Source organism: Haloarchaeobius caseinilyticus (genome assembly GCF_051207395.1).
Lineage (GTDB): Archaea > Halobacteriota > Halobacteria > Halobacteriales > Natrialbaceae > Haloarchaeobius.
Map to the genome: position 1 here is coordinate 24,645 of NZ_JBPJZC010000004.1, position 12,731 is coordinate 37,375.

At 58.0% G+C, this 12,731-nt stretch carries 9 protein-coding genes and 1 pseudogene; 6 read left to right on the forward strand and 4 right to left on the reverse strand.

Annotated elements, in window-relative coordinates; genetic code table 11:
• Nucleotides 1-292: 292 nt before the first annotated feature.
• Nucleotides 293-649 (forward strand): annotated as a pseudogene (locus tag ACSC1P_RS17775) (metal-dependent hydrolase); the annotation flags it as partial.
• 36 nt (nt 650-685) lie between these two features.
• Here ACSC1P_RS17775 and ACSC1P_RS17780 read toward each other — a convergent pair.
• A complete protein-coding gene (locus ACSC1P_RS17780) occupies nt 686-1,345 on the reverse strand; it encodes a DUF1616 domain-containing protein (protein ID WP_435361548.1) in 660 nt (219 codons plus the stop codon).
• A 234-nt stretch (nt 1,346-1,579) separates the two neighbouring features.
• Here ACSC1P_RS17780 and ACSC1P_RS17785 point away from each other — a divergent pair, with 234 nt between their 5' ends.
• The 5 genes from ACSC1P_RS17785 to ACSC1P_RS17805 all read left to right on the forward strand — a co-directional run bounded on the left by ACSC1P_RS17785 (nt 1,580) and on the right by ACSC1P_RS17805 (nt 9,337).
• Nucleotides 1,580-2,998, forward strand: coding sequence for an oligosaccharide flippase family protein (locus ACSC1P_RS17785; protein ID WP_435361549.1), 1,419 nt, complete (start codon nt 1,580-1,582; stop codon nt 2,996-2,998).
• A gap of 88 nt (nt 2,999-3,086) precedes the next feature.
• Entirely contained in the window at nt 3,087-5,420 is a 2,334-nt protein-coding gene (locus tag ACSC1P_RS17790; protein WP_435361550.1) for a DUF2206 domain-containing protein, read from the forward strand.
• A complete protein-coding gene (locus ACSC1P_RS17795; protein WP_435361551.1) occupies nt 5,413-6,381 on the forward strand; it encodes a glycosyltransferase in 969 nt (322 codons plus the stop codon). Before ACSC1P_RS17790 ends, ACSC1P_RS17795 begins: the two co-directional genes overlap by 8 nt.
• Nucleotides 6,382-6,455: 74 nt before the next feature.
• Nucleotides 6,456-7,142, forward strand: a complete 687-nt coding sequence (locus tag ACSC1P_RS17800; protein ID WP_435361552.1) for a LicD family protein — start codon at nt 6,456-6,458, stop codon at nt 7,140-7,142.
• A 434-nt stretch (nt 7,143-7,576) separates the two neighbouring features.
• Nucleotides 7,577-9,337, forward strand: coding sequence for a glycoside hydrolase family 16 protein (locus ACSC1P_RS17805; RefSeq protein WP_435361553.1), 1,761 nt, complete (start codon nt 7,577-7,579; stop codon nt 9,335-9,337).
• 96 nt (nt 9,338-9,433) lie between these two features.
• Here ACSC1P_RS17805 and ACSC1P_RS17810 read toward each other — a convergent pair whose 3' ends face one another.
• From ACSC1P_RS17810 to ACSC1P_RS17820, 3 genes are all read right to left on the reverse strand, one after another.
• Nucleotides 9,434-10,090 carry a glycoside hydrolase family 16 protein gene (locus tag ACSC1P_RS17810; protein WP_435361554.1) on the reverse strand — a complete coding sequence of 219 codons (657 nt, stop codon included), beginning with the start codon at nt 10,088-10,090 and terminating at the stop codon, nt 9,434-9,436.
• A 292-nt stretch (nt 10,091-10,382) separates the two neighbouring features.
• Nucleotides 10,383-11,534: a glycosyltransferase family 4 protein gene (locus ACSC1P_RS17815; protein ID WP_435361555.1), complete on the reverse strand. Its 1,152-nt coding sequence runs from the start codon at nt 11,532-11,534 to the stop codon at nt 10,383-10,385.
• Nucleotides 11,535-11,536: 2 nt separating this feature from the next.
• Nucleotides 11,537-12,550, reverse strand: coding sequence for a GNAT family N-acetyltransferase (locus ACSC1P_RS17820; protein ID WP_435361556.1), 1,014 nt, complete (start codon nt 12,548-12,550; stop codon nt 11,537-11,539).
• Between the last annotated feature and the right edge of the window lie 181 nt (nt 12,551-12,731).

Consider the following 12,731-nt stretch of genomic DNA (forward strand, 5'->3'; position numbering starts at 1 on the left):
GGCGGAGTATTCGGAAAGAGTTCCGCGTCCCGCGGTTTCTGTGTGGACTTCGGAACGCCTACAGAGCAAGCCGCGAGGTTCGACCCCCATGCGAGCACCCCCGGACGTAAAGGCTGCCGACGTCGTGGTCGAGGTCCTCGAATAGGTGGTTGTCACTGTCGTGCCACCCTGCGCAGAGACGGGCTCGGCACGTACCGGATCGATTCTGGTCGTTCCACGCCTCCTCGCGTAGACCCGGCAAGCGGATATGTAGTCTATGCAGTTATATGTAAAGGATGCGTACCACAATCCGATGTGGCCATGGGGACACGCGAGTGTCGGCTACTTGCTCTGGTCGGCGCTCACCGCGCGTGAGGAGAACCGGCCACCCACCGGTGCAGAGGTGGTCGCACTGGGGGTCGGAACGCAGTTCCCAGACATCGTCGACAAACCGTTGGCCTGGATGTTTCACGTGCTTCCTTCGGGACGGTCGTTGGCACACTCGCTGCTGACGGCGTCGGTCGTTATCGCCGTCGTCTTGCTCTTCGCACGTCGGTACCATCAAGAAGTCCTCGCAGTGGCGTTCGGTGTAGGGTACGTCAGCCACTCGGTCTCGGACTCGTTTTCTTCGTTGCTGACAGGAGAATACGACAAACTCACGTATTTTCTGTGGCCACTCCTCCCAGCCCCGAACTACCAGACCGAATCACTCGGGTCGAATCTCGATAAACTCGCCAGCGTCGGGCTCCAGTGGGCGGGCCTGCTTCTCGTCGTCCTGGCTCTCGTCCGCTGGCGGAGAGACGGGATGCCCGGTATCGCCCGGTATCTCGACTGAGTTCGGTTGCGTATTGTTCGAGACGTTCATCCATAACTGGAGCGACCGGTGGGGGCGCTTCTCCGCTGCACCCCCGTCTTCGACACGATAGAGGAGGAAGCGAACTCGCACGTTTTCCCCGGTCATCGTCGGCTCGAGGTCGTACGGTATCCGACGTGTCTCCTCCGAACCGACGGTGATCCGCTCGCGAGTGAGGGTGCTCGATTCCACCACCGTCGCCACCGTCCCGTCGTCGTTCGTCCGAACCTGCTGCATCTGTACGACGAGGACGTACTCCGACGCGGGTTCGTGGTTCGTTATCGAGACGACGAGCGGTACCGACTCGCCCTGTTGGACGGTGCGTGGATAGCCGTCCGAGGCTAACTCGCCGAAGTCGTCCCTCGTGAGGACGCTGAACTCTGTTTCCTGGGTTTCCGACATCGACAGTACGTAACCGGTGCTCGCGATACCGATGGCGAGACTCAGGACGAGCAGGCCGGTCACTGCGACACCTGTCCACTCTGCACGCTCTCCCCATTTCTCTCTGTCCACAGGCAGAGCGGTTCGTGCATCACGTCGAGAAAGCCAACGAGAAAAATAACTGCGCATAAACATTATCGACGATATTTGGGTCTACTATCAATAAGTATGATTACGGTAACGCCGTTCTCTCTGCTTCGTCGGCTGGTTATCGGGGCACTACTCGCGGAATATCAACCGAATACCAAATAGCCTCCCTTCGAAATGAGCAATGACGTATCCCAGATAAAGATGAGCATCGGAGACATGAACCTTACCCGCTCGTCCTTCATGCTGTTCCTGTCGCGTGGCGGCAACGCAGCGCTCGTTTTCGGCGGGATAACGTTCTTCGCGAATATCTTGACAGCCGACCAGCTTGGGGTGTACTTCCTCTTCCAGACGCTGGTCGCGCTCCTCTCGATTCCTGCAGACCTCGGCATCAACGGCGCACTCGAGAAGCGCTTGAGTGAGGGAGGGTCGGCGCGGGACCGTACACTCGGTTCGGCGTTCGCGTTCAAACTCGTGACGACTGGCGTCGTCGCGACAGGAATACTCCTCGCTCGCAACCCGATCAATTCGTTCCTCTCCGCAGACTTCGCTGGACTACTCGCCATCGGGGTCGCTGTCCAAGGATTCTCCAAGCTGTACATTCGTGCCGTCCGCGGTGAACTCCGCGTCGCCGAGACGGCTCCGATAGAGTTCGCCGACCGACTCGTCTGGGTCGGCATGGGATCCATCCTCGTACTCAAAGGATTCGGTCCACGTGGTATCGCGTTCGGACTCATCGCGGGACACACGGTCTCACTGCTCTGGGCGCTCTACCGCTGCGATATCCCATTTGGCTACCCGTCGATGGACGCGCTCCGCAATCTCTTTGCGTTCTCGAAATACCAGATGGTGACGACGGTCGGGGGCCGCGTCTATTCGTACATGGACGTGGCGTTCGTCGGACTCTTCCTCGCGTCTAGCTACGTCAGTGCCTACGAGATAGCGTGGCAAGTGACGCTCCTCGTAATTCTCGCGAGCAAGGCCATCGGTGAGACGCTCTTCCCACAGATCAGCAAATGGAACGAGGGCGAGGCGACCGACCGTATCGGAAACAGTCTCTCGATGGCGATCGGAATCACCCTGTTCATCTCGATTCCCGCACTCGTCGGGGCCGGAATCTTCGCGACCGACATCCTCAGGGTGATATTCGGCCCCGAATACGTGGTCGGCGCGTCCGTCTTGGTCGTCCTTATGGTTGAGAAGGTGTTCCAGTCCGTCAACGACATCGTCGAGGGTGCAGTCCGAGCTATTGACCGCCCGGACCTGGCAGCACGGGCAACTATCATCGCTGTGTCGATGAACCTCATACTGAGTCCCCTCCTGCTCGTCACCGTTGGATTCGTCGGTGCAGCACTCGCGACGATGTTCTCGTGGTTCGTGAATACAGCACTCCACGTCCGCTATCTCACCGACTACGTCTCGTTTGATATCCCCTACCGGTTGGCTGGCTGGTACGTAGCAGCCTCACTGTTGATGGGAAGCACGCTCTTGCTGGTTCAAGCCGCCATCCCGGTCGACGGGATTGCAGTACTGCTCGCGGAAGTCGTACTCGGTGTCATCGTCTACGTTTCCGTCGCTGCGACGATACCAGACGTCCGAAATCGCGTGATACTTCCCGGAATTCGAATGCTCGTCTAACGATGATAGAAAGAGAAATTGATGTCCCGTCACCCTCGGAGAAGCCCCGAATAGCGCCAAGAAAACAAGAGTCCGCTTCTTACTACGAATGAACTCGATACACGAACGGAGTTTCCGTATCACTGCAGGAACAGCCGAACTCAGTTGCGTAATCTTCGGAGTCCTCCTGGTGTTCTGGGGGAGCAACTGGTACACCACGAGTGCTGACCTCGTCTCGTGGTTGCGTATCGCTGCAGGGCTGTTCCTGCTGTTTCTGCCCGGTGCACTGCTCACGAATCTCTTCGGTATCGGTGACGAGTCCGGGGGTCGGTTCGCCTTGTTCAGTGCAGGCTTTGGACTCACTATCGTCGCGACGCTCGCGGTGCTCGCGAACGTGCTCCTCCCTATGTTCGGCGTCGAGGACCCGATTCGGTTCAGACCACTCTCAGTTCTGTTGAGCCTGACGGCCATCGCACTCCTGGGACTGGTGATCTGGAGTGAGCGGAATTTCTCGGGCGGAAAGTTGGACATCGTCGGCTCTGCACCGGTCCTCGTGTTGCTCTTCTTACTCCCGACGTTCGCCGCCCTGGGAGCTGGGTTCTTGCGACAGACCGGGTCGACCGTCGGGATGTATCTCTTCGTCTCCGTTCTCGCATTCGTGGTTCTCTTGTCGGCGTCGCGTGTGGTTCCCTCCAACCACTATCCGATCGTCGTCTTCTTCGTGTCGCTCTCTGCGCTGTTACACGTCAATCTCATCACGAACCACGTCGTTGGAAACGACATCCAGCTCCTGTACTTCAGCGCAGAACGTATCATGGAGCGAGGGGAGTGGGCGGTCGGAACGGGGAGTTCGGCGCACGCGATACCAATCGTGACTGCCGTCCCCGCTGTCGTCTCGATGGTGACTGGTCTGCAACTGGAGACGACGTTCTCGGTCGTGTACGTCCTCCTGTTCGCGCTCGTTCCGGTCGGTATCTACTATCTCGGGAGAGAGGTGTTCGACGACACTATCGGCCTCTTCGGAGCGGTCGTATTCACTGTGTACCACATCTCGTTCACGTACACGCCGGGGAAACAACTTCTCGCGGAACTCTTCATCGTCTTACTGCTCGGACTCTACCTCGGCGAAGGCCTCCAACATCCGTTCCGAAAGGTTGCCGCGTTGGTGTTGGTGTTCGGACTCGTGTTCTCACACTACGCGACGACCTATATCTTTGGACTGACCCTCCTCGGTGCGACCGTCGGGGTCGTCGTAGCGAATCGAGTCGTCGGGAAGGTCGACCACCACCTTTCGCTCCTCTACCCGCTGGTAATTCTCGGGATTGCGACGGGATGGTACGCGATGGCCTCCGCCGAACTCATCCAGACGTTAGCTGCCATACCGACCAGTACGTTCGAGCAGTTCGAGACGCTCGTGACGAACGGCTCCGTTTCCGGGGGCGCTGGCGCCACATACACGAGCGAACAGGAGACACCACTCGAAGACCTCAATTTGTACCTCTATGTCGTGTTGACTGGCCTTATCGGCCTCGGTCTTGCCTACCAGACAATCGTCTACGGCGTCCTGGCCAGGCGGGGGAAGCAGCCCATGGGAACCGAATTGACTGCACTCGCGATTCCGTTGTTCGGATTTCTCGGTCTCTCGTACGTCATCATCCTCAACCTCTACGCGGACAGAGTGTTCCAGCTGGTCCTCGTCGTGCTCGCCCCGTTCGCAGCGATCGGATTCCGTTCGATATGGGACGGAGTCGACTCCCTGCTCGGACGCCTCCGGTCGGGCCGAACCTACTACGTGCCGTGGTCGTTGTTCGCCATCGTGCTTATCCTACTCTTCTCGCTGAACTCGGGCCTGGCATTCGCCGCGCTCGACGAATCCGAGAGTGCGACGTTCAACCCCGACGCACACGATTCGGTGTTCACGAGCGGTGAACGAGAGGCAGCGACGTGGTTACTGACTACCTCCGACATCGGACTCAGTTCAGAACGGCTCGGAGAGGGACAGTTAGAGGCGAGGGACTATCCCGGGCAGGTCCCAGTGTTCACTGATCGCATCACGTACCAGTTACTTCGGTCGGTCTTCCCGACGCCTCACTCGACTGCCGAAACGGTCGTGCTGAAGACGGCGTACCAGCCCTCGATTCGGTACGAGCAAATCGACGAGGGATACGTGTTCGTTCGGGAGAAATCAGTCAGGTCCACGAACGGGAGGCGACTCGACCCAGCGCATCTCTCGCAGACCGAGAAAGTCGCACTCGTGGAACCCAGAAACGTCATCTACAGTAATGGAGATGTCACGATCGCGGCGGCAGGCTACGGACCGGGAGTCAATCAGACCGCAGAGGAGACCGAGTCGGACGACGCTAAGGACGTCCGGAGACGTTCGGTCACTCCAGTACCGAAGTACGACCGTGTTCCGAGTCTGGAGGTGAGTGCCCGTGAGTGACGAATCTCCACTGGTCTCATTCGTCCTCGCCACGTACAACAGGCCGGACGACCTCACAGACGCGATAGACGCCATCCTCGAACAACGCTACGAACCGTTCGAAATCGTCGTCGTGAGCAATTCCACCGACGAGACCGGTGACCTCTTCCAGGCCGGTGGAAAGTTCGACCACCCGCGGATACACTACCACGAGTTCGACGGACGAATGGGGGTACCGAAGGCGCGGAACGTCGGGTTCGACCTGGCAGACGGTGACATCCTCGTCACGACAGACGACGACGCAGAACTCACCGACCCCGGAGCGACGAGGGAACTCGTCTCGTTGTTCCGCGAGAACGAGGACGTCGGTGTAATCGCGTTCCAGAGTCGAAGCTACCACACGGGAGAACCAATCCTGATGGAGATACCGGACCCACCGATTCGGGGAACCCCATCGAGTCAGCAGTATCGTGCGTCGTCCTTCTGTGGGGTCGGGAACGCGATTCGACGAGACATGCTAGAGGACGTTGGCGCGTACGCAGCGGACTTCGTCTACGGGTTCGAGGAGCACGACCTTTCCCTGCGCTTGCTCGACGCTGGCTGGGACATCCTCTATGCGCCATCCGTCGAGGTGTACCACAAACAGACACCGAAGGCGCGACTCCCGTCGACTGAAACGAGAGAGCGACAGATAGCCAATCGAATCAAACTGGCGGTCCGGAACTTGCCGTGGCGATACGTCTTATTCACCACACTCATCTGGACCGTGTACGGGCTCGTGACCGCAAAATTCGACCCGCGGTCGGTACGTCGCGTCCTCGAGATGGTGTACGAAGAACGTACGTCGTTGCGCGAGAATCGGGACGTGGTCGACGCTCAGACGATTACCCGGCTGAAATCCAGAGGGACGCTACTGTTCGCCTGGTGGTTCGGGCCAGACCCTCGGCGAATCATCGAGAACCCACGTCGATTGACGTGGTAAACTAATCGAGTATCGCACCGATTTCTTCGTGTAATTTGTGGATAACAAAGTGACTCAGGGCCCTCGGGCGAGTCATGGATGAGCAGCTTGCATGGACCACTGAGTTGTTCGAGTCGAACGAGGTTGCCCACTGGGTCGAGAGTGGGACGCTCCTGACGTTGATTCGCTCCGGGGAGCTCACCAAGTACGACGAGGACATCGACCTGGGCGTACTGGCCACAGACGTCGAGACGCTGGACGAGTTGATTCCAGTGATCGAAGCGCGTGGGTACCACGTCCAGAGACGCTCGTACCACGGCCGAGTCTACAAGTATCAATTTCTTCCGAAGAACGAGAGTGGACCGCGGTCACGGACCAGCCGGAGACCGGTCGACGTGATGGTTTTCCGACGGACGGAGACGCACGCGTGGACGGCTCAGGCACAGGTCAAAGAAGAACTCGGCGTCCCCGGAGCGAGTAAGGCCCTCGATCTCATCTATCCGCTCATGCAGCAGTACGCTCGCTCAGCGAACGGCAGTATCGAGATGACCTCGTTCCCGAAGAGCCTGTTAGTAGATATCTTCACGTTGTGGCTTCCCCGGTCCTTCGTGGACGACATCGTCTACGACGACGAACTCGGAGTTCATCGACCCTCCGCTGTCGAAGAGTACCTCACGTTCCGCTACGACGACTGGCAGACGCCAGTGTCCGAGTGGTCGTTGAGTGACGACGGGGCCGTCGAGCAGGCGGAGCCACTTCACGTCATCCGTCACGCCGACTAGTTCTTTCGGTGAATCTCGTCGCCTCGACGACTGACCACTGGTGGATATATACTTCCATGGAAAATATATACTGTTCTAGTGCTCGTATAGTAGAACTGGATTGGGCTAATTCTACCCGTCTCACAGATGGCCTCAGTGTCTGTGAATCACGACCGTCAGGTGGTCGAATCCGATATCGGAAACTGTTACTTTTGAGGGGTTTCTGTGTTGTGGGTGCGATTGAATTGGGTATATCTCTCCCCAATCCGTGAATATTCGCGAGTGGGGGAATTTCTTAGTGAACAATATATTTCAATTTCCGAATTCCTCACCAGTAAATTCTGTCTGTGACAGTCATTGGCAAGTGAATGAACAATCACAAAATAAATAACATCATGTCTGTCTACATATATAATCAAAACATATATATCGTTATGTTCGCGTTAATCGTGTGTATGACTGACGACCATACGAGAGACGATGTGGACGATAATCCGGGTGGTCGAATAGACCGCAGAGACTACCTGAAACTCGCCTCTATAGGCGCCCTTACCGCCGGAGGAATTGGATTAAGTTCGTTTGCGGGAGCGAACGTCACCGCCGGTCCGCCCAATCCTGATAACTGGACGTTAGACTTCGAAGATACGTTCGACAGTGGTTCGCTCGACACGTCGAAATGGGAGGTCGGCTACGGTTGGGGCCTGACAGACCGTAACTCGGCCGGCGAAGTCAGCCCTGACGAGGTGAACGTAGAGAACGGCCGCCTCCGATTGTCCATGCGATACGACGGGGACATAACGACGTCGGCCGTGAACACGAAGGACATACACTACTACGGTCCCGGGAGCTACTGGGAAGCCAGCATCAAACTGCCCGGCCGGACCGGAATCCTTCCGGCCTTCTGGTCGAAACCGAATACGGAGGACTGGCCACCCGAGATAGACTTCGTCGAGATCTTCCAGAACGACGGCGGAAAGGAAGACACCCACAGGGCGGAGTATCACATCCACTATTCGACGTCGACGGAACCGGACGACAGCTCGACGCACGAATCGCTCGACGTCGAGTACGACTCCCCAGACGACCTGACGAATAGCTTTCACGTGTATGGGTGCCGGTGGCTCGACGACCGAGTCGACTTCTACTTCGACGACATCCACGTAGGGACCATCTCGGACTCGACCGCGATGGAGGCGCTCCGCAACGGCGGGCCCCACTACATGATGCTAACGAACATGATAGACAAGGTCGGGGAGACAGACAAATCCGAGCACTGGAGCGAGGAGATGTTGGTTGACTGGGTCCGGGTATGGGTGGCTGGCTCCGATGTCCCGACCGACCCACCGGATGAGCCAGACGAACCGGACGAACCGGAGGAGCCCGAAGAGCCCCAGGAACACTACTTCTGGGTGCGTGCAGACGGGGACGAACCGGTAACGTACGCCTTCGAATCGAGCGACGGTAAGATTCGGATCGACGATGGCGAACTGAGCGATGGTGAGAGCGACGAATGGATCGCGAGCGATGGACTCACCGCCGGTGGCGTCGAGGACAACTCCGGCGGTGACGGGTTCTGGTACTATGGTGACATCACCGACTTCGCCCACGACGCACCGGTGGACACGTACATCGACGACGAGTACGTCGATCCGGAGTCACTCGTCGACCCCGACAATCCGGGTCCAGAGAAGCCCGGTGACGACCCGGACGAACCCAACGACCCGTCGCTTCCGCACACCATCCGATTCGCCGGGATTGGCCCATTCGCGAGGTACTCGGTCACGGTCTCTGACGAGATCGTCGCGACCGATTCGGTAGATGATGCCGACGAGATTTCAGGCTCGACCGCCCGAGGCTGGGTCACCGGCGGTGACGACGTCTTTCAGTTCAGTGGCGAAGTTGTCGACCTCGAAATCGACGACGACATGGAGATATACGTGGATGGAGACCGCGTCGACCTGTTCACTATCGAACGTGAATCCGGCAACAAGCACGTGGACTACATCGTCGAGACGACCGCTCGAGTTCTCAAGGCGGACGTCCCGTTCGCGTCGATCAACTCGAACGACCGGATTCGCGGTAGTAAGATATCCGGACAAGTCGTTGGCGGTGTCGACGCGTACTGGCTATTCGACGGCGAGGTCGTCGACGTGTCGACGTTCGGGGGTGAGGTTCGGACCGAACTGAACGGGACGACCCACGACTACACGGACTAACTGCGGCTGGGCCTCCTGAGAGGTCCGTTCAGCTGGATTTTTTGAACTACTCGTCTCAGACGTGAGGGCCGTCGTTTCCCGCGGGGCAGCGACTGGCTACCGCTCCCAGCACCGAATCCAGTCCACTTCGTACAGCGCTGGAAGGGCACTCGTATCCGGTGATTCTCCGTCGGGTGGACCCAGGCCGAAATTGAGTATCAGATAACAGTACTCGTCGCTGACAAACTCGCCGTCGTACCTGAACCGTTCGACGCCGTCGATGTACCACGATATCTTCTTCGGGGGGTTCCAGTCGACACTGAACGTGTGGAAGTGCGCACTGAAGTCCGGTCCTCCCCAATTTTTCTGCACTTTCCGCTCCTGATTCTCCGAATTGACGAAGTGATAGGTCATATGCGACCGCGGATCTGTTCCATAGAACTCGAAGATGTCTATCTCTGGGGGGTGATACGAGGCAGAGGTGAGCCAAAAAGCAGGCCAGAATCCGGGCGCCATCTGTGGCAGTTTGATGCTCGCTTCGAAGAACCCGGGTTTGAACACTTTCTTCGCGGAGACGACCCCCGTCGTGAACGGCTCCTGTTTCGTCCGTTCGTCTTCCGCTTTGAGTACCAGCCGCCCGTTCTCGACGAAGACGTTCTCAGGTGCCGCGTATGCGTCGTAGTTGTGCGTCCGTGAGTTCCACGGATACTTGTCCCACCACGTCTGCCTGTCGAGTTCATTGCCGTCGAACTGGTCCTCAATGACGAGCGTCATGTCTTGGGTGATGTGCTCCAGATTTCTACCTTCGGCCGACTGTCCAACGGGAGACGAGCCACCCCGTGTCTTCGTTTCCTCCTGGTTCGTCGAGTAGTCGTCCGTACTCCCAGTCAAATTTTGTGCCCCACACCCGGCACTGGAGATGCTCGCGAAGAGAGCACTTGTTCGCAAAAAACTGCGACGAGAGAATCCGGCACGCCCGGACGAGACACCATCTCGCTGGACGCGCGATTGGCTCTTCTCAGACTGTCGTTTGACCTCGTCCGATAGACTGTCAGGGGAATTTCTGTCAGATTGCATTGGAATAGAGTTGGATATGTTTCTCGGCGATACTTTCCCACGTGAGCGCTTCGGCCTGCCTCCGACTGTTGGCCGCCATTTCTCGGCGAGTGGACTCATCCTGGAGGAGAGAGTTCAGCGTCATCGCTAACGCCTCGGGATCGCCCGATGGTACGGTTCGGCCGGCCCCAGACTCCTCGACGAGTTCTGGAAATTCCCCTGCCTTCGATGTGACTACTGGCTTTCCGAACGAAAGGGCGGTCGCGAGCGCACCGCTGTGCCCGTTCGTCCCCCCCTCACGCTCATGGTACGGCATGACCACGACCTGTGCGCGCTCGAAGTAGCGCTTTACGTCGTCGTTCGGGATGAACCGATTGTGGAGTTCGAAGTGGGCAGGATTGTCGTCAACAATGTGCGCGACATCGCTCGGAATCTGTCCGTCCCCGGCGACGAGCAGTTTCACATCCTCGATGGACTGGGCGAGGATGGGAATCGCCCGGATGAGGGTGTCGATTCCCTTGTGGCGCACGACGTTCCCGAAGAACAACAGCGTGTTAGGTTCTGGGTCCCGTTCGAGGTCGTCGTAATCGCCAAACAGTGTGTAGGCACCGTGTGGGATCACCGCCACGGCCGCTGGAGAAACGCCCCGTTCGACGAGCGCCTGCTTCTGGTTCTTGGTGTGGACGATCGTTTTCTGCAGCGTCACGTCTGGAATGAGGTAGTCGAAAACTTCCTCGACGAGGTGTGGTGGGCGAGTGAACGAGAATCGCTTCTGCTCCACCTCGTGACGAGTGATGACGACTGGGAAGCGGTCGTCGATACCAGACCATTTTAGAAATAACTTGACCTGAGGAAAGAGGTCGGTCGTGTCGTGGACCACATCGACGTCGAGGTCTCGAATCTGACGGAGGTTCCTGTAGGAGAATATCCCCCTGGCCGCGACCCGTGGGTCGACCTCCCGTCGATAGATTTTGGGCATGGAGATGCCCAGTGGTTCGAACGGTTCCCGGACGTCGATGTCCGACGAGAATACGTCGTCGGCAGTGGTCTCGATCGGTTTGAAGACGGTCACTTCCGCGTGTTCTGCGACGGCGTTCGCTAACTCTGCTGTGTAGTGGGGAAGTCCCCCCGCGTCCTGACCGAGGATGTAGAGTACGTGCATCGTTAGAGACTAATGTTCTTCCGAATCGGTGGGCCTATGAGCTTCAGAACAGGTAGCGGGAGTTTTCGCCACACTTTCTTGGGAAGCTCGTACTTCTCGTCTTCTGCATCTGGGACCTCCACCTCGCCGTTCGGGAAGTAGTAGTAATCGTCCAGCCAGACTTTCGTCCCCCCGAAGCTCTTCTTGAACATGTACACACCGGAGCCCTCCCGAGTTCGCCCGAGGTGATACGACTCGCGCCCATCTTCGGCAGCCCACTTCAGCGACTTCCAGTGGATGAGACTGCCACCCTGGCGGTCCCTGTACTCGTAGTCAGAAACGACGCCCTTCTGAATGACCGTCGACCCGAGAATGAAGTCGATTACTCCGTTGATGACGGTGTCGTTCCACTTCACGAGGCCGAGTCGCAGGTATCCCGAATCGTGGAATTGTTCCCAGAGGATTCGAAAGAACTCGAAGGAGTGTGGAGGGCTTCCGTGGCCCTTCATCCCCCGTACGTAGAGGTCGTAGTAATCACGGAAGTCCGCAAGTGAGTCACCGACTTCGTACGTCACCTCCTCGTCGTCCATCGCCTGTTGAATCTGTCGTCGTCGACTCTCTCGTATCGCTCCCCAGACACTGTCGGGCCCCTCCGTGAGGGGAACGTCGAAGGAGACGTAGTCCTTCCGCCGACGAAACGCCTGTCGCTCTCCGAGCGCCTGAGACCGTAAGATGGTGAAGTCGACGCCGAGGTCCTCACTCAGTTCGACGGTTCGAATGAGGAGGCTGGATATCGCTGCTTCCCGGTGGGCATCGTCGACGACGGCCGACCCTTGTGAGGTGAACGGGACCGAGATCAGTTTCTCACCGAAGAGACGGCTCTTCATGTGCGCCAGTGGGAGAACGCCGATTGGGTCGTCCGCTCGCCTGGCGATGAGATAGTATCGGTCGTGGCCATAACTCGCGACCGCAGCGCCCCATCCCCACATGTGGAACGGGGAACCGTCGTATCGTTCGACGAATGAATCCCACTCCACTGGGTCGGTACAGACCTCGACAGTGGTCGAATCGTCCGGTGTCAGTGAACTACTCTTCTGATTTGGATTTGGCTTCATAGGGTTACGAAATCGATGGATAATCGGTGCAGTAGCTGTGCGGCAGCGGTCTCACACTGGAGGGACACGAGATGAATTCCAAATATGTTCACTATCGCTCACG